Genomic DNA, 26,733 nt, shown 5'->3' with positions numbered 1-26,733 from the left:
CGCTATTGTCCGAAAGACAAGAAACGAGCCGGCCTCTTACTTAAATAAGAGAGGCTTTTCGAGCGAAAAGGAAAATTCAGATGCAGACAATTCAATCCGTCGCCCTCATCGGCATGGGCGCTTTGGGCATTCTCTACGGCCACACCATGGCCCGGAAGATGAAAGAGGGGGCCGTAACGTTTTTGGTTGATGAGAAGCGCAAGCAGCGCTATCGCGCCGATCCCCCGACCTTTAACGGAGAACCTTGCCGATTTGCCTTTTGCGCGCCCAAGGACTACCCGGGCAAAGCCGAGCTTTTGATCTTCGGAGTTAAGGGCACGCAATTGAAAGAAGCGATCGAATCCGTGCGTCCCGTCGTGGGCCCTGAAACAATCATCGTGTCGCTTTTAAACGGCATCACCAGCGAAACCATTCTTGAGGAAGCCTTCCCGCAGGCCACCGTCCTTTACAGCGTCGCACAGGGCATGGCCGCAACGCGCGTGGGCACGCACGTCACCTGCAAGAATCCCGGTTTTCTCTTCATCGGGGTGCCCGCACGCCACGCCGATCGGCTGCCTGCCCTTAAAACCGTCGAGGCTTTCTTTGACTCCACGGGCGTCGTCTATCGCCACGAGGAAGACATTGAGCGCCGCATCTGGTGCAAGTGGATGTTCAACATCGGCGTCAACCAAACAATTGCCGTTGCCAAGGGCACCTTTGCCGACATCCAAAAGCCCGGCCCCGTGCGCGATCGCTACATTGCCGCGATGCGTGAGGTTGTCGCTGTAGCCGAAAAAGTCGGCGTGGACGTCACCGAGCGCGACCTTGAGGAATACATCCGCATCGGCGACGGACTCGACCCGGAAGGCATGCCGAGCCTTCGTCAGGACACAAAGGCTCACCGTCCGACCGAAGTCGATTTCTTCTCGGGCGCCTTGATTGAAAAGGCGAGGGCGGTCGGCGTTCCGGTGCCCGTCAACGAAGCGCTTAACCGAGAAATCAAAGCCATTGAAGCAAGCTGGAAAAACGTCGATGCTCCCGTTGTTGACATGCTCTGCGCACATACCTCCGTGCGCGACTACACGGACGAGCCGGTGTCGGAGGCCATGCGTCAGAAGATTCTTGATGCCGTCTTTGCCGCGTCAAGCTCGTGCTTCCTGCAGCTTGTCACCGTCATTCGCGTCACCGACCCCGAACTGCGCCGCGTGATGTATGAAGCAAGCGGCAATCAGCCGCAGGTTCTTTCCGCACCGGAATTCTGGGTCTTCTGCGCCGACTATCATCGTGACGCCGGGCTTTGCCCCAACGCAGATCTCGGCTGGACCGAGCAGTTCCTCACATCAACGCTTGACGTTGGCATCTGCGTGCAAAACGCCATGGTAGCGCTCGAATCCCTGGGATTGGGAGGATGCTTCATCGGGGGATTACGTAACGACATCTCCAAGGCTGATCAAGCTTTGGGGTTGCCTCAAAACGTCTACCCGGTGCTAGGTCTTGCCTTCGGCCACCCAGCCTTCAAAAACGAAGTCAAGCCGCGTCTGCCTCAAACAATCACCGTGATGGAAAACCGCTACGTTGAGCCGAACGTACAAGAGCTCAAGGCATACGATGCCGTGACGGAAAACTATTTCGCTACACGAAGCCGTTCTCCGCGCAAGGATTCCTGGACCAAGGGCATCGGCGGCGTACTCGAGCGCGAACGCCGTCCGTTCATTTTGGAGTTTCTGCGCTCGAAGGGCTTCGCCGCAAAATAGGAGAAGAGGAGAGACTTCTCAAAAATTCGCGCTATACTTGATTCCGACATTTGTCGGAAACGATGTTTCAATGTTGAAGTATGCCCAGACCCAGTCGTTGTCGTCGCGTTTGCTGTGAACCGCTCGTGCGTCTCTTTGCCCCGCAGGGGACAGAGGGGACTGAACCTGTCGTTCTGCTCGTTGAAGAGTACGAAGCGATTCGAATCGTTGACCTAGAAAAGCGCACCCACGATCAGTGCGCGCAGCAGATGCAGATCTCCCGCACGACAGCGACCGAAATCTACGAAAAGGCACGCTTCAAGATTGCCGACGCCATCGTCAACGGCAAGCCGCTTGTGATCGAAGGCGGCAACTATCGGATTTGTCAGGAATCAAGCTGCTGCGCGTGTCCCGGCCGTTGCCGGCGCAATACCGTCGCCCGAGCCGCCGCACAGGAAAATCAAGGAGTCTCACATATGAAAATCGCGATGCCCGTCAAAAACGACGTCATCTTCCAGCACTTCGGCATGGCGCCCAACTTCAAGATCTATGTTGTGCAAGACGGAGCCGTCATTTCGACCGAAACGATTGCCGCAGGCGGCCACGGTCACGCCGCCGTGGTGAACCTTCTCGTAAAGAACGCCGTCGACTGCGTGATCTGCGGCGGCCTCGGACCGGGCGCCGTGCAGTCGCTGGCACAGGCCAACATCCGGCTTTATGCCGGCAACGAAGGCGACTGTGATGCTGCCGTCGCCTCGCTCATCGCCGGCACACTTGAAAACAACGTTGAAGCCGCCACAGCCGGCCGCGGCCACCATCACTGCCATGGTCATGGCCACGAAGAGGGTGGATGCGGCTGCCACGGACACCACGGCCATGCAGAAGAGGGCTGCGGCTGTCACGGTCACAAACAAGAGGGCGAATGCAGCTGCGGCGGTCACTGCGAATGCGGCAAAGAAGAATGCGACTGCCACGGAGAAGGCCGTTGCGGATGCCACGGGCATGGTCATGGTCACGGTCACTGCGGCTGCGGAAAACACTGATCGCTTCCTCTGACCATTTCAGGTCTCTCGATCTTCCTTAGACCTTCTGCTCGATGCAGGCTTGAGCAGAAGGTTTTTTCCGGCTCTTCACCTTCAGCGCACCGCAACAAAATTGCGCTGGGAGAAAGTGCTTAGTTTTGTAGGCTCTCTACAACACTTGTCAAATCGGCATGAAATAGGCCTTGACAGTGCTTGCCTCGGTCAAATTTCAACCGATAAGATCAGGCGCACTGCCCTTGGCAGAAACCAATCCCCTCTAATAAAAACACATCTCCACGGGAGACTCTGACAATGAAAAAGATCGCCATCGCTGTTGCAGCCACCATGACGGCCGCTACCGCAAGCGCTATGGATTTCACGCTCTACGGTATCGTTGACACCGGTTTGGGCTACACCCACGTCAATACCCTTAACGAACCCACCGAAAACAGATTTGAAGAAATCAACGGCTACAACTCCGGTTCCCGCTTCGGCTTTAAGGGTACCGAAGACCTGGGCAACGGCTACTCTGTGTCCTTCGTGCTGGAAAACGGCTTTTCGTCCGATAGCGGTGCGTTGGGACAGGGAGGCCGCATGTTCGGTCGTGAAGCTCAGCTCAAGTTCCATTCTCCCTATGGCACGTTGAGCTTCGGCCGTGCCGGTACGCTCATTTCCGGCGCCGGTACGCTGGATATCTGGGGCGTCAACGCCGACGTTCTGCCCGGCGGCTGGGACGGCATCTTCAATATCGGCAACTACCAGGGCAACGGCATGCGCCTGGACAACATGGTGACCTACCAGACTCCGACGGCTGCGGGCTTTACCGGCTATCTGCAGTATTCGTTTGCCAACGACACGGTTGGAGGCGATGACGATGACTCCCGCGCCAACGAACGCGGCAGCAACCGTTACTTTGCCGCAGGCTTGACCTATAACAATGGTCCGCTGGGTGTTGTAGCCGTTTATGACTCCGTGATGTTCCGCCATTACAACAAGAGTGAGGTAGGCGCCCCCGGCGACAACGAAAATACTAATCCGAACGTTGGCGATAGCCGCGTTTTGAGCATTGGCGGCCATTATGACTTCGGTGTGGCACGCGTCACGGCATTCGGTCAGTACGTCAAAGGATCCCGTACCGGTTTCGGTGACGGCCTCGGCTACAGCGCCATTTTCTGGTTCAACGATACTGACAAAACTGATACCAAGAATCAAAGTTATTACTACGATGCCGACGGCTACAACTTCCACCTCGGCGCTCAGTTCCCGTTGCCCTGCGGTCGCCTGTATGCCGGTGCTTACTACGGCTACCTCGAAGCCAACGACGATCCGGATAACACGGATGCCACCAACTGGAACGTGTTCCTGGCTCACGAGTACGATCTCTCCAAGCGTACGATCATCTATTCCGGCATCGGTTATAAGCAGCTGAAATTGGAAGACAACGACGGGAAGTTTGATGAAGTCAAGGCCACCCAGGTCATCGTCGGTCTGCGTCACATCTTCTAATCGGAATGCTTACATAAGCTAGCCGATTGAAAGGCCAGTCCCGTCGGCTCACGGAGTCGGCGGGATTTTTCTTGCGCGGTAGAATCCGAACACGTTTGTCTTTTTATACATAGCTATGACCTACGCCAATCGCCGCGTTTTCGTTGTGGTGCCCGCCGCTGGCTGCGGCTCTCGCATGCTGTCCGACCGCCCCAAGCAATACCTGCCTCTTGGGCGAAGCGGACAGACGGTGCTGCAGACGACCGTGCTCGCTCTGTTGGATGTGCCGGAAATTGACGGCATCTATGTTGCTGTCAGTCCCGAAGACGAATACGTCGAGACGCTTGCTATTCCTGCGGCCGTGCTGCGCACCGGCGGTAAGACGCGAGCTGAGACGGTCTATCAAACACTCGAGGCGCTCTCGGACACTATCGCCGATGAAGACCTGGTTCTGGTACATGATGCCGCGCGCCCCTTCGTGCAGCCGCAGGATGTTTCCAATCTGATTGTCCGCACGCAAAAGGGAATCGAAGAGGGGATGTGCGCCGGCATGGTTCTTGCCGTACCGGTCTGGGACACGGTCAAGCGCGTGGACGAAAAGGGCCTTCTCGTTGAAGACGTCGAACGCAACGGGCTGATGCGCATCGCCACGCCGCAATGTTTCCCATACAGGCAGCTGAAATCGGCGCTTGCCGAAAACCTTGAAACCACTGACGAATCGAGCGCTATGCGCGACGCCGGCTACGCCGTGGGCGTCGTCGAATCCTCGTCACGAAACATCAAACTCACGCGTCCTCAGGACATTGAAGACGCTCGATCGCTAACGGAGACTCCCATGAAAATGCGCATCGGCATCGGCTACGACTCACATCGCCTGGTGGAAGGCCGCAAATTCATTCTCGGCGGCATCGAAATCGAACATACGTTGGGCCTTGACGGCCACAGCGACGCCGATGCGCTGCTGCACGCCATCACCGATGCCGTTCTGGGTGCTGCGCGCCTGGGCAATATCGGCACGTTTTTCCCCGACACCGATCCGAAGTACAAGGGAGCCGACAGCGCCGTTCTTTTGAAGACCGCCTATGAGGCGGTTCGCGAAGCCGGATGGAGCGTGGTGAATATCGACGCCGTTGTGGTCGCGCAAAAACCCAAGCTCAATCCGCACGTGGCCGCCATGCAAACGCGCATCGAAGAGATTCTGGAACTTGACGAAGGCAGCGTTTCTATCAAACCCAAGACCAATGAAAAACTCGGATTTGAAGGCAGAGAAGAGGGGGTTAGCACCCAGGCCGTGGTGCTACTCCAAAGCGATTGCTGTTAAAATCCCGCGTCTACCGCGAAACATCCATTCAAGATCTCGTACTGGAACAACGTCATGGCCCAATCCACAAAACGCGCCATTCGCGCCGCAGCCGGCGAATTCAATCAACTGACGAACGAAGAACTGCGCAAGCGCGTTCAGGAACCTCTGACCGAAAGCCAGTTTGCCGCCATTCAGCGCGTTTATGCCCAGCGCGGCATGAAGATGCCCGAAAAGCACGGTGAAGTCTCGGAAGATCCGGCACCGGGCACACGTGTGATTTCGCTCGAAGAATTCTCCAACGCCGACTTTGGTCTGGAAAAGCGCAAACCCGGCATGGGTTGGCCCGAAGTCGTCGCCGTGATCGTCGGCATGGTAACCTCGGTCATCTTCTACCAGAAGTCATTCCTAACGGCCACATTACTGGGCCTGGGTATCGCTTTGGTCGTCTACGGCATACTCATCTTTGCCCGCAAGAACTGGCGCGAACTCGCCTTTAAGTCCGGCAAGATCGAAGAAGTCAAGGTCGGCCGCAAAAAGCGCAAATAACCGATCGTCGGTTGCCGAGATCAAAAAAGCCTGTCACATCGCCGACAGGCTTTTTTTCTTGAAGGAAATTTCAGAGCCGCAGACAGGCGGGACCATCTATCGGTTCAAACAACTGCGCTTCGGACACAATGAGCTCCTGCGCGTCTGCGCTCACTTCATACTGACAGATTTCAATCCGCACGGGCTCTTCGGTGACGACAGTCAAAAGCGTCTCGCCGTCGGTAAAGAAACACACCGCCGCTGCACTCAACTCGGAATGTCCGACGTAGGGGCAGTCGCACGCCGAGCAAAACGGCACGTTCATTTTCACGGCCGACTCGTACATGCCGAAGAAGCAATAGAAGTCGGTAACATGGTCCTCGGCAGCATCCCAATGACGCTTGTCAAAAAGGCGGGTAAAAATCGCTTCGCTCACTCGGGAGCGCTGCATCACTTCAAGGTCAATACCGACGGGAACAGAACTTACCGCCGCACCGATCCAGGTCTTGGTGTGCGAAATGGAAGTCTGTCCGAAACTTGCTCCCACAATGCGCGGAGAGCGGGGTGGAGTTTCGACAACAGCCGCATCGGGCTCGGTTTCCAGGAGCTTGGCCAAAAGCACGCGAGCCCAAAGAAATTCCAGACGCCGTTTGTGGCTCAGAAATGTCGTGGCGCGCAAGGCGGCCTCTGCGCTGATGTTCCTCATCAGACGATCGCCGGGCAACGATTCGGCGCGAGGAGCCATAGCCAGACGCAGCGTTGCAGGTGTATTTAGAGCATTGCGTGAGGTCATATAGAGATTGTGACATATCGGAGCCATCTGCCGCATCAGCCAATCGTCCCAACATAACAGCCCATCTATCAAAATTTAAAAATAATAGTTATTTGATTGAAAATAGTAATACACCTATAATCTCAGACGAACGAATAACGGCCGACACGATGGCAAGCGACACGGAAAAGCAATCTTTTCCCCGAGCCCGATTTCAGTACAATTTGCCAATCTTTTCGAGCCAATTCGTTGAAGGCGCGCAACTGCAGATACCAAAAAGAAGATTTCAGACAGGTTGACGCCGACGCATCCCCACCGCAAGACGAACGTTCTGCTACAGGAGAGAAACAAATGATCCGCTATGGCGTATGGAACGGGATCAAGTACGACAACACGCTGGGCGACGACAAGGCCCCGGAAGGCCTTGACCTCAAGGCCCTGAAAAACTTCAATCCCGGCAATCCGATTGACGTCGTCATCGGCAACGCCGGCTTTCTGGTGTTCGACGATTCCGTCAGTCTGGCGGGAGTCCTGCTTGGCTACTACGAAAAAGTTTCCGAGGCTTCCTGCGGCCGATGCACGCCATGCCGCACAGGCTCACGCCTCATTGAACTTGCTCTGCGCGATCTGGTCGAGGGCAGAGGAGCTGCTGTCGACTGGGATCACATCTATGAATCGGCCGAGCAAATGATGCTCACGAGCCTCTGCGGCATCGGCCGCACGGCTCCGGCCGCTTTCGTGGGCGCCATGAAGCATTTCCGCGAACGTCTCTTTGAAACGGCCGAACCCATGCGCGGCGACATGTTCGTCACGATTACCGCCAAGTGCATTGAAGCGTGCCCGGCTCACGTCAATGTTCCTCGCTATATCGACTACGTACGCGACGGCCATCCGGAACTTGCCGCGGGAGTTTTGCTCAATCACTATCCGCTGGTAGCCACATGCGGACGCGTATGCGTGCGTCCCTGCGAAGCGGCCTGCCGCCGCAACGAAGTCGACAAGCCGATCGCCATCCGCGACATCAAGCGTTGGGTAAGCGACAACACGGGCGTGCCGATTCACGAACTCTTTAACGGCATGAAACCTACTGTCGATCGCAGCAAGGCTCGCGTAGCCGTTGTGGGTGCGGGGCCGGCCGGCTTGAACTGCGCTTACCACCTGCTCTTGATGGGATATCCGGTCGACATCTATGACAAAGACACCAAGGCGGGCGGCATGGCTTTGCGCGGCATTCCGCCGTATCGTCTGCCCAAGGGCTTGCTGCAACAGGAAACGGATGCCATCACCGAGCTCGGCGGCGTCTGGCATTACGGCAAGCGCTTGGGAAAGGACTTCTCCGTCTCAAGCCTCTTCGAAGAGGGGTACGCCGCCGTCTTCCTTGGCATCGGCTGCGCCGAAGGCGCCTATCTGGGGCTGCCCGGCGAAAATCGCTCTCTTTGCGGCTACCAAAACGGCATTGACTTCCTTTTGAACGTTGAAACACAACTGTCCGAAGGCAAGACTCCGACGCTCGAAGGCGACGTGGTGGTCGTCGGCTGCGGCAACGTCGCCATGGACTGCTGCCGTTCGGCCCGCCGCATTGCCACGGGCAAGGTGCATGTCGTATACCGCCGCACCCGCAACGAAGCTTCGGCCGACCAGGAAGAAATCGACGCAGCCATCGACGAAGGCGTTGAATTCCATTTCCTCACCAATCCGACGGCGATTAACGGTGAAGACGGCCGCGTAACCGGCGTGCGACTCACCCGCATGGAACTCACTGAAAAAGACGCCCGCGGCCGCCGCGGAGTGCGTGCCGTCGAAGGCAGCGAATTCGATCTCTCGTGCGCAACGATCATCGCCGCCATCGGTCAGAAAGTCGAGCGCGACGTCTTCAGCGAAGCCGACGGCGTACTTCTGAACCGCTGGGGCACCATTTCTGTGACGCCGGCTCTGGCCACGACGCGTCCCGGCGTGTTTGCGGGCGGTGACTGCGCAACCGGCCCCACCACGCTCATCGGTGGTCTTGCTCAAGGCGAAAAGGCCGCCTACTCGATCGATGAATACCTCTCGCGCGGCTCCGTGGGCTTTACCCCGCGCTCGCGCATGGGCGAAATCATCCGCGACTGCAAGCTCCTGGAAGACGTTGAACCCGTCACGCCGGTTCGCACGGCTGCCCGCCAGAAGGTGCCGCACATCTCCGTGCAGGATCGCGAAAAGAACTTCTGTGAAGTTGATCTGACGTTTACGGACGAACAAGCACGACTCGAAGCACAGCGCTGCATGCGCTGCTACCGCATCTACGCGGTCGTGACACCCCGTCCGATTCCCGGCAACTACAACAACAAGCGCACCGTGAGCTCGGTGTTCTAAAAGGCGAGGGAGACAGAAAATGAAAGCCTGGATCAACGACAAAGAATTCGAATTCCAAGAGGGCGAAACCATTTTGCATGCCGCCAAGCGCCTTGGCATTTTCATCCCGACACTGTGCGCCTATCTGCCCTTGAACCACACGCCCGGCACGTGCCGCGTATGCCTTGTGGAAGTAACCGACGACCGAGGCCGCGGTCAGATCGTGACGGCCTGCACGACGCCGCTTACCAACGGCATGCGCGTGCAGACCCGGACCAAGCGCATCCGCGAAATGCAGCGCTGGCAGGTTGCCTGGATCTTCTCCGATCACGATCAGGACTGTGCGAGCTGCTCGCGTCACGGCAACTGCGAGCTACAGGACGTGGCACTCTATGTGGGCCTGCAGCACAACAGCTGCAACGGCCGCTTTACCGAAAAACGCCCTCTGGACTGGTCGGCCAATGGCCTGGTGCGCGATGCCAACAAGTGCATCCGCTGCTACCGCTGTGTGGAAGTTTGCCGCCAGGTGCAGGGTGTTTCGGCTCTCACGATGGACAACATCGGCAACGAATGCGGCGTAGGCATTGCAGGTGCCAAACTCTGGGCCGACAGCGCCAAATGCGTGCAGTGCGGACAGTGTTCGCTTGTTTGCCCGACGGGCGCTCTGAGTGAAAAAGATCAGACCGAAGTCGCACTGGATTGGTTCTCCGACCCCGAAATCAAGACCGTCGTGGCATTTGCCCCGGCCGTGCGTGTGACCTTAGGCGACGCCTTCCAGGCGGCTCCGGGCACCAACCTTGAAAAGCGCATTGTGACGGCTTTAAAGCAGCTCGGCGCCGACTATGTCTGCGACATCAACTGGGCAGCCGACGTCACCATCATGGAAGAGGGCACGGAACTGCTCGAACGTCTGAACGACGGCGGAACGCTGCCTATGATGACAAGCTGTTGCCCCGGTTGGGTGAACTTTGTCGAAAAAGTGCACCCGGAAATCATTCCGAACCTCTCGACCACCCGTTCGCCGCAAGCGATCTTCGGGTCGCTCGCCAAGACCTGGTTTGCCCGCGAACACGGCATCAATCCGGACAAGCTGCGTTTTATCTCGATCATGCCCTGCACGGCCAAGAAGGACGAAGCCGCCCGCAGTCAGCTCAAGAACGATGGCATGCCTGACACCGATCTCGTGCTTACCGTCCGTGAGTTTGCTCGCGTGCTTCGCCGTCACGGGATTGACCTGCTGCAAATTGCCGAAAGCGAATTCGACAGCCCCTTCATGTCGCAGAACACGGGCGCCGGCGCCATCTTCGGCGTAACAGGCGGTGTGATGGAAGCAGCCGTTCGTACTGTTTACCACGTCGTCACCGGCAAGGAGCTCGGGCATGTCGTTTATGAACCGGCCCGCGGCAAGCAGTGGGTGAAGGAAGGCACGGTTGACCTTGGCGAAAAGGGCAAGGTGAAGATTGCCGTGGTGCACGGTCTGGCCAACGTCGAAAAAATTCTTGAAGAGATTCGCGAAGGCAAGTGCGAGTACCACTTCATTGAAGTGATGGCATGCCCGGGCGGTTGTGTTGACGGTGGCGGTACCATCCGCGCCAAGAACAGCTATCTTGACAAAATGGATGCTCGCACGCAGTCAATCTACCGCATTGATGCCGATCGCCCGATCCGCCAGAGCCACCGAAATCCCGATGTGATTCGTCTCTACGATGAGTTCCTGGAAAAACCCTTGAGCCATCGAGCAGAAACGCTTTTGCACACGAACTACAAGGATCGACAGCAGAAGCGCCGCAATCCCGGTATCGCAGAAATATGGGAAAAGGTCCGCTTAGGCTAAGCGGACAAAAAGTCCGTTAATCGATAGGACGCCGAATCCGATCTTCGGACGGCGTCCTTTTCCTATTATGAAATAAAGGAAAGCTGCTCAGAGCTGCTCGACGTGAATACCGGCCGCACGCAGGAACTTCAGACCGGAATCATCACGGTAGATCTCGTGATAGTAGACCGCTTCGATACCACACTTCTGTATGAGAAGAGAGCAGTGCATGCAGGGCGAGTGTGTGATGTAAATACTCGCCCCGTGACTGGAATATCCGTTGTAGGCCAATTTGCTGATCGCGTTCAATTCCGCGTGCTGCACTTCAGGGCGCGTCACCAATTTTCCGTCGACCTCGATCTCGCAGCAGTTGTCATATCCCGTAGGCATGCCGTTCCATCCGAAGCTGATGATGGAGTTGTTTTTGACAATGACGCAGCCGACTTTTAAACGTTGAGCATAGCTGCGGTTAGCAGCAATCTGCGCAATCTGCATATACATCGCATTGTCTTTTTTGATGTCCATAATCGTTAGCCTGAAAGAGCAAAATAGTATTTGTTGAGGTAGTAGCTTAATAAATACTATATATTTACCTAACCGAACGCTCCCTGCATCTGACGAATTTCAAGGAGATCAGCGCCTGCCTTTTCGGCGATACGCTGCCACTCGGAAAGAACCTGCATGAATTCTAGCCGCATTGCCTTGGCCTCTTTGGTGGTCACCCCGAAATAGCGCGACAACAAAATGGCCGTGTCGGGATCGGCGACATTGACACCGGGTTTGAGTGGCGTCGAGAGGAACCTGGCCGACAGAATAGGCAGCTGTGCACAAGGCGCGTACATCGGAAGAAGCTTCCAGCCGAGGTCAGTCGGTGTAAACCAGAACTGATCGAGCCGATCTCGGTTATTGCCGGTGAGCGTATTGAAAAGCAGTCGGGCGAACAGAGCTCTCAAATCGGCTGTCGGATCGGCACCGCACCGATTGAGAATGTCGGCTATGTCGAGATAGGTCTTGGGGGTCGGATGAAGAATCCTCTCGCGCGTTATCTGACGGCGGACAAGCGAGGCGGCCGACAAACAAAGCAGGGGAGATCCGTCGTCGCCACGGTCAAAGCGGCGTTCCGCATAGAGTCTCGGCGCAATCAGCTTACCCTCGACCACCTTGACGCCGCAGGCCTGAGCAAGCTCCCGAGTCACTGCCATCCACAAGGCGGAATTAACAGGCTCACGAGCAGAGGCGTGACGAACGACCCACTCGTCTTCTGACTTGCCCAGACGCACCACGCATTTCGGATTGGTGCCGCCAAGCTCCATGGCGCTCGAAAGCAGCATCTCCACGAGCTCTTTACCTCGAATCGAGGCTCCGGCATGCAGTGTCTGCATGGCTAAACCCAGGTTTTTGACTGATTTAGAGATTTTGCCGCCCCCATCAAGTTCAAGAACTGGCGGCAAAAATTTCGTGTGAAATCCGTGGGTTAGGGGAAGCGCCAAGGAGGAAAACCGCCCAAAAACGTGTCCTGAGTGCGTCCATATTTCGGTTGACGCGGGTGTGCCCTCAAGAAAATCAATTTTGAGGTCATTTAAATGCGCCTGCCGAATCAGTTTCTCAACCCACTTTCCAGGAGCATGGTCAGCAAAAAACCCGAAGACATCGCTTCGAGCTGCCAGCACCGGATCGGTTTCCATGGAGTCGGTCGAAGGGTAATGAATCGTCGGACTCAACGGAAGATCGCTGCCGAGAGGAAAACCGAACGAGAGCCATTCTTTGTCGTAGCGGAAAGCCATCGACGCTCCCTGGCCGGAGTCGTCACTAAGAACCAATTGACCAATGGGAACGGTCTGGTCCTTTTTGAGCCAAGCAATGGGAACAACCTGGGGCATGACTATTTTCCGGATTTGCGAATGCGTTTCGGAAGGGTCTCAGTTTCGAGCGCGAGGGACAAAGGGTCGCTGCGTCCGATTTCGGCGAAAGGGGTGCCCAGGTCGAGAGCGAGGAGAACGGCTGCGTAACTTGCAATCGCGACTCCTCCATTGCCGTTTTCTATTTTGCACAGAGTCGACAGAGAGACCCCCGCACGTTCGGCTAGGACGTTTTGGGGGAGGCGACGCTTCAAACGAGCCACTTTCATATTGTGACCAAGCGCTACCAGAGATTCTTCAACAGCAAAGGACGGTCTCATATCTATTTAATTCAACTAGTTATACCGACTAACTCTTTTCATTATGATAATTATCTCACATTTTCAACATTTCTGAAAATCTTGGTAAGGCCTTGATTAATCGTTCTGATTTTATGGATTTCTTTTGCCTTTCTTGTAGGATTTCAGTTTTTATCACAGTTTGCTAGTTTGATCTAACGTGTTATTAAGTTCTCAGGCAGACAAAAACTTGTTCAAACAACGTCGTTCTTAGTCAGTCAGCGTCGTTTCGAGTTACCAAAGTGGCCTGTTTCCCTTTTCAAGGGGTCCAGTAGGTCTACCTGTCCGATTCTATAGCGAGGAACTATTAAGTATCCATACATTAAGTAGGGTTAAATGACACTTGATCTTGTATGGTTTTTCGTGTGTTTTGACCTCAAGACACAAGCGCGTTTAAATGCCCTCAAAATTTTCGTCTCGAGCATCCGACCATTAGATTGTCTTTAAACACGGTCCGTTTTCCCGCTCCGTTCGGCACGCATAAGCGACACTAAAGACGGTCATGGCAGAATCGAGGTCACATCAACATCAAACAAAGAGAGAACCATGCTTCGCAGGACTTTCCTTCTCGGTGCAGCTCTGGCCTTGACCGGCTGCGCAGCCACCGGCCCGGTTTCCAAAGGTGCTCTGAGCGCCAGCTATGCAGAAGGCTCGGTGACATCCGTCGTCGTCCTTCCGCTTCTGTATTCGTCCAGAGTGGCGGCTTACCAGCCAACAGTTCAGTTCGAACTCGCAGCCGCTCTGCAGGAAAAGAACCCCAAGCTTCGTTTCATGGCCACGAATGAAGCACTGACCCGTCTGTCCACAGGCAACGGCGTGCTCGCTAGTCGTGATCTCTCGTATGCTGTCTTTAATAAGCAAGAAGTAAAGGCTGAGGACCTCAAGAAAGTCCAGACAGTGCTCGGCGTTGACGCCGCCATGATCGGCGGCTACGTGGACGCAGAGGGCAACCGTGTTGAAATGCCTCTGAGCATCATTGACCTGCGTAACGGCAAGATTATCTGGACCGGGGTTTCCGCCGGCTGGTTCAAGGCCTCCGTCACCGACAAGCGCTTTTCGTCTGATCTGGACATCACGATGAAAGAGGGGCTTTCCAAACTTCACTCGATGATGCCAAAGTTCTGATTTAGTATTTTTAAAGATACAGTCTTATCAAATACTATTTCATACAAACAGCCGGCCGAGTCGCTCTGAAGAGCATTTCGAGCTAGACTCGGCCAATCTTTGCATCATTTCCAATCAAACAAATGTCCGCTCTGAAGAACATCAACCAAGAGAAAGCCGCCCAGGTTCTTTTCGTGCTGTTTTTGGCAGCTGCGCTGTGGGAACAATTCGCGCCGCAACCCGAACCGGGCATGATGGAATACAACCAGGCCAAGTTGGTGATGAAGTCCGATCCGTCGCCTGAGGATGAGAAAAAAGCCTGCAATTTGTTTGCCACGGCTGTACGAGCCGGCAGCAAGGATGCTGCGTTCGGGCTGGCAGATTGCATCGGCAAGAGCCACATTGGAGATGAGATACAACGCAATTCCATCCGGTACGCGTTGCTCACGATCGCAATGGACGCTCGACATGAAACGCGCAGCGCCCGCAATGAACGTGATGCACTTGGTCTGACCGATGCACAAAAGAAAGAAGCTCTCAAGCTTGACGTAATGAAGATTCTTTCCGGTGACATTTCTGCGCTCGATTTGAGCAGTGTTGGCGTTGTAAGGTAAGCGGAGGCTCTCAACTGAACATAAACAAGAAAAGAGGCGGAGTCGCAAAAATGCGTTCTGCCTCGTTTTTTTAGTCGTTATTCAACATAACTACTATTATGTTGAGTTGAATTTTTGAGATTTTTGACGTTTATTGGACCGGTTTCGATACCTTCGATCCCGGTCCGTTGTTTTCAAGATTATTTGACCGGAGTCATTGCCGCGGCGATGTGTGCTCTCACACCGGCCGGCATCGCCGATTCATCCGGACTGAATTTATCCGAATGGTTGTTGGGTGCGTTCTTCGCATCTTTGGGGTCGCCGCCCAAGAACATGAACACCGACGGCACTTTCTGTGCATAGAACGAAAAGTCCTCGCTCGCACCTGGATTCCAATCCGAAATCCGAGCGTCGACGCCATATTCCGTCAGTTCCTTTGTTATGCGGCCAGCCAGTTCCGGATCGTTGACCGTGACGGGGTAAATTTCAATGAGTTTCGTCTTTGCAATCGCACCGGATGCTCGGGCCGTACCGTCGGCTACTTGAGGAATGCGCTCCAGAAGCTTGCTGCGGATGTCGTTGTGGTTGGCGCGAATCGTGCCGAGCATCGAGGCAGAGCCCGCCATCACGTTTCCCGTCTCCCCTGCCTGTAGCTTGCCGACAGTAATCACGCCCATGCCTTGCGTAAGGTTCACGTTACGCGACACGATCTGCTGCAGGGCAACAACTGTCTGAGCCGCAGTCAATGTTGCGTCAACACCGGTCCACGGCATCGCGCCGTGCGCCTGACGGCCTTCAATGTCAATCTGGAAGGCGTCGGCAGAATTAAGGGCCGTGCCCTGCGCCACCAACATTTTGCCGGCCGGTACTCTGGCCATCACATGGATGCCGTACATCTGCTTGATGCCAAATTGTTCAAGCAGTCCGTCTTCAACCAATGCACGAGCGCCCGAGAGTTTCGGCTTATCAGACACGAACGGATTCGTTATTGAATCCCCCTCTTCGGCCGGCTGGAAGACAAGCACGACCTTGCGCGGGACGTCAGCCTTGTGTGCGGCAAGAATGCGGGCAGCAGACAGCAACATCGCCATGTGCATGTCGTGACCGCACATGTGCGACACATCAGACGTTTTGCCCCACATCTGTCCTTTGGCTTTGCTTTCAAAGGCAAGACCCGTATTTTCCTTGATCGGCAAAGCGTCGATGTCCGCGCGCAAGCCGATGGCATTGTCTTTCTTTGGATTGATGACCCCGATGACGGCCGTGGGCGAATTCTTATAACCCACAAGGACTTCATCCACGCCGAACTCTTTGAGTTTTTGAACGATGTAGGCCTGGGTCTGCTTTTCCTGATTGCCGAGTTCCGGATTGGCATGCAGATGGCGTCGCATCTCCACAGTATGAGCCGCCTCGGCGCTGACAGCCGTGTCAAGCCACGACGGCGCCGCGGCAAAAGCGCTTGCAGTCAAAAGCGACAGGCAGGAAAAGGCAAAAATGCCCAGTGTTTCTTTCATCGTTCGCTCCCTATTTTCAGAGTACGAATTTGCTCACCGTCGGTTAGCTAACCAGCCATGAGCAAACATAACCTTAACTATGCACGTGTAATTATGACGCGGCTATGTTGAGCCTGACCTCTTTGCATCAGACCGCGTTAAGCTACGTCTGACAAAGCTATCCGAAGGAGTGTTTTCTATGTTTAACCTGCTTCTGAAAAACGCTCAGGTCGTTGATCCGCTCAACGGCGTCAACGATGTTTGCGACGTCGCCGTTGAAAACGGTGTGATTGCGGCTGTGGGGCCGGATCTCGGCTCTTCCGCGCGCGAAGTGATCGACTTCACAGGATTGGTGCTGCAACCAGGCATCATCGACAGCCATGTTCACCTCGGCACGATGTGGGGCTCGCCGTTTGGTCCGAAAATGCTCGCGATGAACGGCGTCACGACCTGCCTAGATATGGCTGGGCCACTGGACGACATTCTCGACAACGTGCCTCAGTATGGCGCGGGCATCAACATGGCCATTCTGCAGTTTGCTTCGCCGCCGTTTACGTTCAAGTCGACGACGCCCAGCAAACACGAAATGGAAACGCTCATCGATGCATCACTTGAACAAGGTGCTTTGGGCGTCAAGCTCCTCGGCGGCCACTATCCGCTGACTCCCGCCGTATCGTCCGAACTCATCAAGACTGCTCTGGAACGCCGCGCTTACGCCGCATGGCACGCCGGCACGACCGAGCACGGCTCCAACATCGAAGGCATGATCGAGGCCGTCGAAATGGCTGACGGCTATCCGCTGCACCTGGCGCACATCAACGCCTACTGCCGCGGCGCCATTAAAAATAATATGGAAGAAGCCGGCATCGCCATGGACCTGCTCAAAAAGAACCCGAACATCTTTTGCGAAAGCTATATTTCGCCCAAGAACGGCACACGCCTCACATGCGGGCCCGACGGCAAGATTCAGTCGAAGGTCACCGGCAACTGCCTGCGTCACTTCGGATTCTCGGAAGATCGAGACGGCGTTCGCGCGGCCTTGTTGGCCAAGAAGGCCTTCGTGGTTTACGACGCGGGCGGCTATTCGGATCTGGTCACAGGACAAGAAGCTCTCAAGCTTTGGGAAGAAGCCGGTAGTGACGTCGGCGGCAGCTTCAACATCAATCCGCCGCTGCCGCGCATTGCGCTCGCGCAGGCCAAGCGAGATGACGGTTCGTTCGTTGTCGACGCAATCTCCACGGACGGCGGCTGCATTCCGCGCAATGTCATTCTGTCCCAGGGGCTGTCGCTTGTGAAGCTTGACGTGCTGAGTCTGCCGGAATTCGTGCAGAAAACGTCCCTCAATCCCGCCCGCATGCTGCGTCTCAAGAACAAGGGGCACCTGTCCGTCGGGGCCGACGCCGACATCACCGTCTACGACTACGCCACGCAGACACCCAAGGCGTCCTTCGTGGCCGGTCAAAAGGTTCTTTTCGACGGAAAACTCTGCGCGAAAGGCGCCACAGTCATCTGCACCGAACGCGGTCAGAAGGCCATTGAAGCACGCGGCATGAAGGCGATCGTCGTCGATCCAGGAACGCAGATCGAGCGTATGCCTGCGCTTTGATAAACAAGGTGCGTTCATACGACGGCCGGACGCTTGACGAAGTGTCCGGCTGCGTTTTATCTGATCGGTTCAAATACAGGAGGTGCTTTGACACCGCAGTTCTTGGCCAGTTGGAGCCACTGATCCAGGCTGTCATCCACTTCTTCTAGAGCGGCTTGCGCCTTACGCAGAGTCATACCGAAGTCTTCACCCAGACGAACAAAGAGCGTTCGCGCTGGAGACTTTCCTACACCACTCAGGGCAGTCATGTGTTCGAAACCTCCGATGTTCGGAATCAAGTCATAAGCAGGAGACAAGCGCCAACGGCCTTTGCCGTCCATCAGGAAACTAAAGTTCTTCGCATGATCGTCCCGATTGTCGATGACGAAGTTGAAGTATGCACGCTTGAGCATTTGCTCCAAATCACCAGCACCGGACAGATGCTGCGTCAACGCCATCAGTGTCTGATAGTCGAGACATGGCTGCCGAAAATCGCAATGCAACAACCCAGCTGCCGTTGCCATGTGCACCTTTCCGGAAGAAGTACGATCGAATCGGCGAATGCCGAACCATCCTGCGCCTTTTGAAGACTCGAACAAATGGGTTTCGGGCATGTCGATGCCGGCACTCTTAGCCAGAAGCGACACCGCATACTCGAGCGCCCCGCTGTCTTCAGGATCGGTCAAATTACTGAATTTGATGATCCACGGAGCGCCATTGGGTCTTGGCGCCTTCCCCGGTTTAACCAGCCTTTTGTCATCAGAGACCAGGCACACAATCTTAGGGTGTGCGCCGCCGGCATACCCGCTCAAACGAATCAGTTCATCGAGTTCCGTATGAGTAGCTTCATCTGCTTGGACAGACCGGATACCGTCGGCAACGGCATCGAGATCAATGCAGTTGCAGCTGTCGTGACGACAAGATTCTTCCGGGTTCGACGTTTCCGGCTCGAATTCCAAGGCCCCCACGCCCTGATTACCAATGCCGGCGAGTCGCGCTGATACTGCCATTTCTGCAAAACGCCTGTCTTCACAAGCATGTCTGCGAGACAGAAGCAAATTTCCCCAACCATCAGGAAGACTGTCGCTCACGAATCCAGGAATGCCGCGAAAGACCGATGCCCGTAGCGGGCACGATAACGGAGAAACTTCCAAACCATCCGCCACAAATTCCGGTGCATACTGAAACAACGCTCCCATCCGATCTGCCGACAGCAAACCGACAAAGCGATGTTTTCCTTCCAGGTTTAGCAGAACGCGCGTTCTCATTTTCTGGCTCGTTGACGCTTCCTGGGTTCAGGCTTAAAAAGATCAATGTCTTCATTGAGGCGGAACACCTGCTCCACGTCTTGGGCTCGATTGAGCGCAATGGCGATCAGCATCAGGTTCTTGAGTGAGATCTCTCCCTCCTTCTCAAACCGACGTATGGACGCGAGCGTCACGCCAGAGCGCTCAGCAAGATCCGATTGACGCATGTTGCGCGTCAGTCTCAGCTCTCTAGCCCGTTCTGCCAATTGCAAACGCAGTTCTTTGGGCGACTTCAAGTTAGCGATCGTCGATATGTGTCCATCAAACACAGTATCCGCTCTAATTTTAGCGATTAAGGTCAAATTTAAGCGTTATTCGCTCAAATATTAGCAGTTATCTCTCACTCTAGTCGAGTTTTTAGATACGCCCGAAAGTGACTGAATTTGCCAATTTCTAATATATAGAACATTGCTAATGAATTTTGCTCAATATAATAGTAGTTATGTTTTGTATGTTGATTTTAAAGGATTTTTTGACCATTACAGCTTGATTTCACAAAATAATTGCCCTCTTCCACCTTCTTCTTAAGCTCGGCGACTTGAGAATATCGGGCAACGTTTCGGCACCCAACTTGCCCTGCTCTTTCGGATAATGAAATCAGCAAAACACTGAACTAAATGAGGTGTTCAATGTCTGAGAAATCTCTTTCACGTCGCAATCTTTTGGGCGGGTCCGCCGGACTCGCCGCAGGAGCTGTTTTCATGTCCGCACTCAATCCGGCCGCAGCCGCCGCACCGACTGTTTCCGATCTTGCAATGACCGATCCCGAGTACGCCCGCTTCTTCAAGTACTTCGACGAAGAAGAAGTCGCTAAGACGGTTGAACCCGTTCTGGGCAAGACGCGTCGCCATTTTGTGATCCTCGCCACATTGCTTGGCTGCGGCGGCAAAGAAGAATTTGAAGTGCGCCTGCCGCAGGCGCTCGACGCCAGCGTCACGCCCACGCAAGTTCGTGAAATCGTCTATCAGGGCACGGCTTATCTCGGTATGGGTCGCGTACGCGGTTTCGTCGACATCATGAACCGCGTCTTTACCTCGCGCGGCGTGAAGCTTCCCCTACCCGACACGACCGAACAGAAGGACGTTGAACGCGTCGTCAAGGGCGAAGCCGCTCAGGTAGAAATCTTTGGCCCCGGCATGAAGGGCTTTTCCAAGTCCGGCCCCGAAAAGACCGTTGCCATCCGCCGCTGGCTTTCTGCCAACTGCTTCGGCGACTACTACGTGCGTTCCGGTCTGACGCTTCAGGAACGTGAACTCGTTACCTTCTGCTATCTGGCCGCACAGGGCGACACCACCGCTCAGATGGCCGCGCATGCTGCCGGCAACCTCAAGATGGGCAACAACGAAGAGATTCTGATTGCCGCTTGCCTGCAGTTTGCACCCCTGCTCGGCTACCCGAGAACGCTCAACGCGCTTGCCGTCGTTGAAAAAGCCGCTCATCCCGCCAAGTAGCTCTTGAACGGCTCTTCAGGCTGCCTGCTTTTCCTCTCCGAGCAGGCAGCCCGAAACATTTTCAAACAGACTGCCGTTTCAGCTGACGACAATGCAAAGTTTCTGCAAAATTACGGGTGCAAAATGAGTACGCTATGGCTTTTCAATTGCCAATGCGAGTGTGATGACAAACATTGTTCGGCGGAACAAAGAAAGGATTCGCTTGTGTTCGAGATTACGCTGTCAGAAGATCTTCGCGCCCGTCTGGATGCGCTCAAGGATATTGCTCTGAATCAGTGGAGAGAAAACGGTGTATCTCTTTTTTCTCCCAAAGCAATGCCGCGGTTGCATTTTCACGTGCAGCCCTGTCCGATAGTCAATACCAATACTTTTTACACGCTTTCAACCGGTCTGATTCTTCAAGGGCGTAAGCGCAGCACGACTGACGGGCAAAACATTGAATACGGCAAAGGCACGAGCTGCACGACGGCGGCGGACTCCCCTGCCAGCTACGAAGTGACATGTGCAAGCGACACCAAACCGTTTGTCTCCATCTCCGTGGAACTTGATCCACAAGTTTTGACCGATCTGTTGGCAACCTGCCCCGAGATTGCAGCCAAACACAAGGGAGTCGTTGTCGGTCACACCGTTCACGCCTTCACTGCGATGCCCGCAACGGTGGACATCGTCGAAGCCTTTGAACGACTGCTGCGTCTGGTCTATCAGAATCCTGAGCAGCTGGCCACACGAGGCCCGATTATCGAGCGCGAGCTCACCTACGTGCTTCTCATGAGCCCGCAGGGTGCTGCACTTTCACAGTTCTTCAGTCAGAACACGCCCGCCAACCGCATCAATCGCGCAATTCAATGGATTCGTCAGAACACGGGCAAGCCCCTTGACATCGAGGCCCTGGCAGAGATGTGCAACATGACGCGCTCGACGTTCTACCGTCACTTCCAAACGGTCACCAAGATGACGCCGTTGCAGTATTACAAGCGTCAGTGCCTGTTTCTTGCCCAGCACTTGATGGTGGCGCGCGGATACAGTGCGAGCCAAGCCGCGTATGAAGTCGGCTACACGAGCCCGAATCAGTTCAGTCGCGAATACAAGCGCACATTCGGTCTGCCGCCCAAGAAGTCGATTTCCGAACGGAACTGATCTTCGGACATCCCTCACGCAAAACATCAGAGCCTTGCCGATACGTTCTCGACAAGGCTCTTTGTTTTGCTGGAAAGCGAATGAAATCAGGCTTTCTTCTTCTGCAACACGGCCGCAAAGAAACCGTCGGTGTGATGGCGATGCGGCAGCATCACGAAGAAGTCCCCGAACTCTTCCTTCTGGAAGTCAGGCAGTGTCACCCCCTGCTTGGCGAGCACGTCGGTGGCGTTCAGAAGTTCAAATTCCGGATGAGATTCCAGGAACGCATTGACGACATCCTGGTTTTCACGCTGCAGCACCGAGCAGGTCGCGTACACGATGCGACCTTCGGGCTTGAGAAGCTTGGCAGCCTCCTCCAGAACACTCTTTTGCACCGCATTGATGCGATCGAGTTCCTGCGGGGTCAGACGCCACTTCAGATCCGGGTTGCGGCGAAGCGTACCGGTACCGGTACAGGGCGCATCCACCAGTACGCGATCGAATTTGCCGCGCAGACGCTTGATGCGGTTGTCCTTTTCATCGCGAATGGCCACCGGGTGGACGTTGGAAAGTCCGGCGCGGCGCATACGCGGGGTGAGCCCCTGCAAGCGCTTTTCGTTGATATCAAAGGCGTACAGACGGCCGGAAGACTTCATCAGTGCACCGAGAGCCAACGTCTTGCCTCCGGCACCCGCGCAGAAGTCACAAACCATTTCACCGCGCTTGGCACCGACCAAGCGAGCAATCAGCTGACTGCCCTCGTCCTGAATATCAATGCGGCCTTCCTGGTAGACTGGCCAGCGAATCAAGCCGGGCTTGTCCGTCAGACGGATGCCGTCAGGCGAGAACTGCATGGGTTCGGCCGTCACCTTGTGCTCGGCAAGTTCCGCAATGACGTCTTCGCGCTTGGCTTTCAGTGTATTGACACGCAAGTCAAGCGGAGCTCCCTGCAACGAAGCCTCAAAGAGCTTCGCAGCGGCTTCGCCGTACTGCTTGCTTTCGAGCTCATACAGCCAGAACGGCATCTCGGCGCGCACTTCGGGCGGAGCCTTTTCGAGATTCAGTCCCAGCATATTGGTCACCGGGCCCTTTTCGGAGCCGAGAACCTGATCGCCCATGCTCTCGACACCGTACTGCATCGCAAGCGTCAGGAACGCGGCCACCTTGGGAGCGCGTTCGGGCTTCACCGGCTTCATGCGCCAGGCAATTTCGGAATAGTGACGCAGCGCGTAGAAGATGGCTTCGGCAAGAATCGTGCGATCGCGGCTGCCCAACTTCGGGTTGGACTTGAAGAACGCCTTCATGAGCGTGTCGGCCGGACCGTCAAGCTTGAGGATCACTGCAAAAGCGCGCGCGAGTTCACCCGCGATCAGATTGGTGATGCGGACCTTGTTGGGATTGAGCTTTTGCTGGCGCATCGCGGAAGGCACGCCCTTGGCAGGAGCAGCCTTGCGGTTTTGCTCGGCCTGGCGCTTCTGAGCGGCACGTTGACGTTCCGTGAGCTTCTTTTCCGATTTTTCGCGGCGGACCTTGACCGGCGCAAACGGCATCTTTTTGGTTTTCTGTTCCATGGCTTTTCTTATGCGCAGCAGTCAAAAACGGCGAGCGACTTGGCCGTTTCGTCGTCCGTCACGGTGCGGCCGTCGACAAGTTTGACCTTGCCGGAAGCCACGGCCTTGACGGCACGCGGATAAAGAATATGTTCGAGACGAAGGCCGCGGTGAGCAAGCGTATCGGCATCATCGCTTGCGAGCACCGGCACGACAGCCTGACCGATGATGGCGCCGCCGTCGAGTTCCGAACTCACGAAGTGCACCGTGCAGCCGTGCACGCGAACGCCGGCCTGCAACGCGCGGTTGTGCGTATCCAGGCCCTTAAAGAGCGGCAGCAGAGCGGGATGAATATTGAGAATCTTGCCTTCGTAGTGATCGACAAAGACGGGCGTCAGAACGCGCATGAAGCCGGCAAGCACCACCACATCGGGATTGTGCTTGTCGATGATCTCAATCATGGCGCGTTCGAAGTCTTCACGGGTCTCGAAAGCCTTGTGATCGACCACGGCCGTTTCGATGCCCATTTCCTTGGCGCGTTCAAGTCCGGCCGCATCGGGACGGTTGGAAAGAACAAGCGAAATGCGGATGCCCTCGGCAGCCCAATTTTCCCTTTCACAGGCCTGAGCAATCGCCACGAAATTCGAGCCACGGCCCGAGATCAAAACTACGATGTTTTTCATGAATGCAAATGCGCCCGGCTCTTTCTCCAAGACCGGGTCAGCATATATCTATCTAATTAAAGGAAATCTGGAAATCTCGAATGGACAAGGGGTGTCGAGTCAACGAGCGACACCCGCTCTGTTTTGGCAGGGCAATTGTACTTGAGTTGCAGCAACGGCAGGAAAAGAATTCGCATCACATCGCCGAAGGCCTTTTCTTATAATCTGCGACGGTAAGTTTCTGTGCGAACGGTTCCGATCAACCGCCTCACGCTTCTGACCGTCATTTAGGCAACATTCATCCTACAGACCGGCATGCAGATTATCAGCGGCCTTCCCGGCCCCTCTCACAAACGCCCCTGCGCAGTCGCCATCGGAAATTTCGACGGCGTTCACCTCGGCCACCAGCGACTCCTTCGCGCGGTGACTCAGGTAGCGCACGCCCGAGGGCTCGCTGCCGCCGTCGTCACGTTTGAACCGCATCCGCGCGAACTCTTCGGCAAAGATCCCTTTGCCCGCATCTGCACGCTGCGCGACAAAATGATCGCCATTGCCGGCTGCGGCATTGATGCGGTCTACATCATGCCCTTTCACAAACGATTTGCCTCACTCTCGCCCGAAGCGTTTGCGCGCGACATCCTCGCCGAAGGCATCAGTTGCCGTTGGGTGACGGTGGGCAACAATTTCCATTTTGGTGCAGGCGGCTCAGGTGACTTTTCCGAGCTCAAGCGTCTGGGCGAAACCTTAGGCTTTGAAGCCGTTGCCACCCCTTTGCTCTATCAATCTGACGAGAGAGTATCGAGTTCTCGCATTCGTGCTGCAATGGCATCGGGCGATCTTAATGAAGCGCAAACCATGCTTGGACGCCCCTACCGCGTCACCGGCCGCGTCATCCACGGCGCCGCGCTCGGCCGAACACTGGGATTTCCGACGCTCAATGTGGCAATGCTGCCTCCTGGCTCAAAGGCCGTCTGCGCCCTGCACGGCGTCTTTGCCGTGCGCGTCAAGGGGCTCGACGGCGAAACCGTATTCGGAGGCGCCGCAAGCCTCGGCTACAAGCCGACCGTTGCGTCTGAGCGCCGCTGGCTTCTCGAAACATTCGTCTTTAATTATTCCGGCAACGCATACGGGCGCATCGTCGAAATTGAGTTCGTGCAAAAACTCAGAGACGAAAAGAAGTTCTCGGGACTCGAAGAGCTCAAGGCTGCCATCAACCGTGATGCCGAAACGGCGCGACGACTTCTAGGCGTCTGAAGCCACTAAAAAGCCCGTGTCACCTTGTGAGCTTCACGGGCCATTGTGTCTGAAGTCAGTCGCTTGATCAGCCAAAGAAGATCTGATTGAAGATCAAGGTGGTGATCAACCCGAGTGTCATCGGAATCCAGGTGCGGCGCACGATGGCCATGGGCGAGACGCCTGCGGCACCGGCCACTGCGATGATCACACCGGCCACCGGGCTCATGGCGCGAATCATGCCGCTTGCAAACTGCATCGGAGTGACCAGAGCTTCAACGGAGCCGCCGAAACCGGCCGCCACGTCCGGAGCCAAAGACGCAAACGATGAGTAAGCACCGACGCCGGAACCCGTCAAGAACGTCACGAGCGACACGATCGCCGTCAGAATTACAGTCATCACACCCATGCCGGCACCCACGCCGTTGGCCGAGTTGATGATGACGTCAATGAGCCCCGAAGTCTTCAGCCCGGTGGCAAAGAACTCAGCGCAGATGATCAGGGCCACAATACCCGTAAACATCTTGCCCATGGCCTGGAACATAGCCATGCCATCCTTAAAGATCTTCTTTACATCGCGCAGGCGGATCCATTCGACGATTACCACGAGCACCCACACCATGAAGAGTGCAGCCACCGTATCGAGCTTGATCGAAGAGACGACAAGTTTGGAGAAGATGATCAGCAATGCAATCGGAAGCACCGGGAAGAAGGCATACCACTTGGGCACAACCGGAACGTCCACTTTCTTAACTTCCACGACTTCAGCGACCTGATCGTCACCCTTCTTGTCGTAGTAGCGCTGCACGAAATAGTGCGCGATCGCGGCGACGATCAGAGTCGGGATTGCGAGCGGCAACTGATACTGAACGAGGTAGATGATCGGATCAAGACCGCCCACCTTGGCAGCCAGACTGGCGGTACCTGCCGTCGGGGCAAAGGTCATGCCTGCCGACGTACCGATCACGGCAGCGGCCGCTGCGGCAGAAACGCCCACGGCCTTGAGAATCGGGAACAAAGCCACCAACAGAAGCATGGCAAGGCCCGCCGCAGACGGAATCACGGTCACAAGCATTTGACCGACGACATACCCGAAAGCCAGCACAAGGTAAGGAGCCTTCAGGGCCGAAAGCGGTTTGACGGCTACGTCCACAAGCGCCTTGGCAGCGCCGATTCGGTCCATATAAGCTGCAAAGCCGCCGGCAGTCATGATGAGAAAACCGATGCCCGAACTCTGCTTGGTGGCAATAGACTTCAAAGTCGAGAAAATATCAAAGAGCCAAAATCCTGACGGTTTGACACCCTTCGGAAGGAAACCGACGCCGGCAAGCGCTACGCAGATCAAAATAGCCAGACCTGCAAACAACAGCACCATATGCGTCTGCACGCGCTTGATCAGCGCCCAGCCAGCGATCACTGTCACGATCACGGCAATCAGAGGCAATACCGAAGACATTTTGTTATCTCCTTAGAGTTGGA

At 55.6% G+C, this 26,733-nt stretch carries 23 protein-coding genes; 13 read left to right on the top strand and 10 right to left on the bottom strand.

Going from position 1 to position 26,733, the window contains the following annotated elements:
- Positions 1–80 precede the first annotated feature (80 nt).
- From nfsA to DW133_RS06380, 5 genes are all read left to right on the top strand, one after another.
- A complete protein-coding gene (gene nfsA, locus DW133_RS06400) occupies positions 81–1,733 on the top strand; it encodes an oxygen-insensitive NADPH nitroreductase (protein ID WP_118275823.1) in 1,653 nt (550 codons plus the stop codon).
- Between the two features lie 80 nt (positions 1,734–1,813).
- Positions 1,814–2,755, top strand: coding sequence for a DUF134 domain-containing protein (locus DW133_RS06395; protein WP_118275822.1), 942 nt, complete (start codon positions 1,814–1,816; stop codon positions 2,753–2,755).
- 291 nt (positions 2,756–3,046) lie between these two features.
- Positions 3,047–4,240: a porin gene (locus DW133_RS06390; protein ID WP_118275821.1), complete on the top strand. Its 1,194-nt coding sequence runs from the start codon at positions 3,047–3,049 to the stop codon at positions 4,238–4,240.
- A 115-nt stretch (positions 4,241–4,355) separates the two neighbouring features.
- Entirely contained in the window at positions 4,356–5,540 is a 1,185-nt protein-coding gene (gene ispF, locus DW133_RS10270; RefSeq protein ID WP_118275820.1) for a 2-C-methyl-D-erythritol 2,4-cyclodiphosphate synthase, read from the top strand.
- Positions 5,541–5,594: 54 nt separating this feature from the next.
- Entirely contained in the window at positions 5,595–6,068 is a 474-nt protein-coding gene (locus DW133_RS06380) for a hypothetical protein (RefSeq protein WP_118275819.1), read from the top strand.
- A gap of 70 nt (positions 6,069–6,138) precedes the next feature.
- Here the strand turns inward: DW133_RS06380 and DW133_RS06375 are convergent, their stop codons facing one another.
- The gene (locus DW133_RS06375; RefSeq protein ID WP_147408889.1) at positions 6,139–6,840 is read right to left on the bottom strand and encodes a 4'-phosphopantetheinyl transferase superfamily protein; all 702 of its coding nucleotides are present in this window, start codon (positions 6,838–6,840) and stop codon (positions 6,139–6,141) included.
- A 330-nt stretch (positions 6,841–7,170) separates the two neighbouring features.
- Between DW133_RS06375 and DW133_RS06370 the strand changes: the two genes are divergently transcribed.
- Positions 7,171–9,171 carry an FAD-dependent oxidoreductase gene (locus DW133_RS06370; RefSeq protein WP_118275817.1) on the top strand — a complete coding sequence of 667 codons (2,001 nt, stop codon included), beginning with the start codon at positions 7,171–7,173 and terminating at the stop codon, positions 9,169–9,171.
- A 19-nt stretch (positions 9,172–9,190) separates the two neighbouring features.
- The gene (locus tag DW133_RS06365; protein WP_118275816.1) at positions 9,191–10,984 is read left to right on the top strand and encodes a 2Fe-2S iron-sulfur cluster binding domain-containing protein; all 1,794 of its coding nucleotides are present in this window, start codon (positions 9,191–9,193) and stop codon (positions 10,982–10,984) included.
- Between the two features lie 87 nt (positions 10,985–11,071).
- On the opposite strand, the gene DW133_RS06360 is transcribed toward DW133_RS06365, so the two are convergent.
- The 3 genes from DW133_RS06360 to DW133_RS06350 all read right to left on the bottom strand — a co-directional run bounded on the left by DW133_RS06360 (position 11,072) and on the right by DW133_RS06350 (position 13,142).
- Complete coding sequence (locus DW133_RS06360; RefSeq protein ID WP_118275815.1) at positions 11,072–11,488, bottom strand: deaminase; 417 nt, start codon at positions 11,486–11,488, stop codon at positions 11,072–11,074.
- Positions 11,489–11,556: 68 nt separating this feature from the next.
- Entirely contained in the window at positions 11,557–12,843 is a 1,287-nt protein-coding gene (locus DW133_RS06355; RefSeq protein WP_118275814.1) for a HipA domain-containing protein, read from the bottom strand.
- Between the two features lie 2 nt (positions 12,844–12,845).
- Positions 12,846–13,142, bottom strand: a complete 297-nt coding sequence (locus DW133_RS06350; RefSeq protein WP_118275813.1) for a helix-turn-helix domain-containing protein — start codon at positions 13,140–13,142, stop codon at positions 12,846–12,848.
- Positions 13,143–13,706: 564 nt separating this feature from the next.
- Between DW133_RS06350 and DW133_RS06345 the strand changes: the two genes are divergently transcribed.
- On the top strand, positions 13,707–14,285 hold the full coding sequence (locus DW133_RS06345) for a hypothetical protein (protein ID WP_147408888.1): 579 nt from the start codon (positions 13,707–13,709) through the stop codon (positions 14,283–14,285).
- 122 nt (positions 14,286–14,407) lie between these two features.
- On the top strand, positions 14,408–14,878 hold the full coding sequence (locus DW133_RS06340) for a hypothetical protein (protein WP_118275811.1): 471 nt from the start codon (positions 14,408–14,410) through the stop codon (positions 14,876–14,878).
- 179 nt (positions 14,879–15,057) lie between these two features.
- Here the strand turns inward: DW133_RS06340 and DW133_RS06335 are convergent, their stop codons facing one another.
- On the bottom strand, positions 15,058–16,371 hold the full coding sequence (locus tag DW133_RS06335) for a M20 family metallopeptidase (RefSeq protein ID WP_118275810.1): 1,314 nt from the start codon (positions 16,369–16,371) through the stop codon (positions 15,058–15,060).
- Positions 16,372–16,549: 178 nt separating this feature from the next.
- Between DW133_RS06335 and DW133_RS06330 the strand changes: the two genes are divergently transcribed.
- On the top strand, positions 16,550–17,956 hold the full coding sequence (locus tag DW133_RS06330) for an amidohydrolase family protein (protein WP_118275809.1): 1,407 nt from the start codon (positions 16,550–16,552) through the stop codon (positions 17,954–17,956).
- Positions 17,957–18,012: 56 nt separating this feature from the next.
- On the opposite strand, the gene DW133_RS06325 is transcribed toward DW133_RS06330, so the two are convergent.
- Together DW133_RS06325 and DW133_RS09990 are read right to left on the bottom strand one after the other, a co-directional pair.
- On the bottom strand, positions 18,013–19,203 hold the full coding sequence (locus tag DW133_RS06325; protein WP_118275808.1) for a type II toxin-antitoxin system HipA family toxin: 1,191 nt from the start codon (positions 19,201–19,203) through the stop codon (positions 18,013–18,015).
- A complete protein-coding gene (locus tag DW133_RS09990; RefSeq protein WP_199588827.1) occupies positions 19,200–19,511 on the bottom strand; it encodes a helix-turn-helix domain-containing protein in 312 nt (103 codons plus the stop codon). The genes DW133_RS06325 and DW133_RS09990 overlap by 4 nt, the downstream gene beginning before the upstream one ends.
- 432 nt (positions 19,512–19,943) lie before the next feature.
- Here DW133_RS09990 and DW133_RS06315 point away from each other — a divergent pair, with 432 nt between their 5' ends.
- On the top strand, positions 19,944–20,693 hold the full coding sequence (locus tag DW133_RS06315; protein ID WP_199588825.1) for a carboxymuconolactone decarboxylase family protein: 750 nt from the start codon (positions 19,944–19,946) through the stop codon (positions 20,691–20,693).
- 204 nt (positions 20,694–20,897) lie between these two features.
- Positions 20,898–21,830 carry an AraC family transcriptional regulator gene (locus DW133_RS06310; RefSeq protein ID WP_158571137.1) on the top strand — a complete coding sequence of 311 codons (933 nt, stop codon included), beginning with the start codon at positions 20,898–20,900 and terminating at the stop codon, positions 21,828–21,830.
- Positions 21,831–21,916: 86 nt separating this feature from the next.
- Here the strand turns inward: DW133_RS06310 and DW133_RS06305 are convergent, their stop codons facing one another.
- Positions 21,917–23,380 carry an RsmB/NOP family class I SAM-dependent RNA methyltransferase gene (locus tag DW133_RS06305; protein ID WP_118275805.1) on the bottom strand — a complete coding sequence of 488 codons (1,464 nt, stop codon included), beginning with the start codon at positions 23,378–23,380 and terminating at the stop codon, positions 21,917–21,919.
- An 8-nt stretch (positions 23,381–23,388) separates the two neighbouring features.
- Positions 23,389–24,042: a phosphoribosylglycinamide formyltransferase gene (gene purN / locus DW133_RS06300; RefSeq protein ID WP_118275883.1), complete on the bottom strand. Its 654-nt coding sequence runs from the start codon at positions 24,040–24,042 to the stop codon at positions 23,389–23,391.
- Between the two features lie 294 nt (positions 24,043–24,336).
- Between purN and DW133_RS06295 the strand changes: the two genes are divergently transcribed.
- Positions 24,337–25,275 (top strand): bifunctional riboflavin kinase/FAD synthetase, encoded by a 939-nt coding sequence (locus DW133_RS06295; protein ID WP_118275804.1) that lies wholly within the window; start codon positions 24,337–24,339, stop codon positions 25,273–25,275.
- A gap of 67 nt (positions 25,276–25,342) precedes the next feature.
- Here the strand turns inward: DW133_RS06295 and dcuC are convergent, their stop codons facing one another.
- Entirely contained in the window at positions 25,343–26,710 is a 1,368-nt protein-coding gene (gene dcuC, locus DW133_RS06290; protein ID WP_118275803.1) for a C4-dicarboxylate transporter DcuC, read from the bottom strand.
- Between the last annotated feature and the right edge of the window lie 23 nt (positions 26,711–26,733).

The sequence above is a fragment of the Sutterella sp. AM11-39 genome (assembly GCF_003472385.1).
Taxonomy (GTDB): Bacteria; Pseudomonadota; Gammaproteobacteria; order Burkholderiales; family Burkholderiaceae_F; genus Duodenibacillus; species Duodenibacillus intestinigallinarum.
This window is presented reverse-complemented; position numbering and strand designations above follow the sequence as displayed.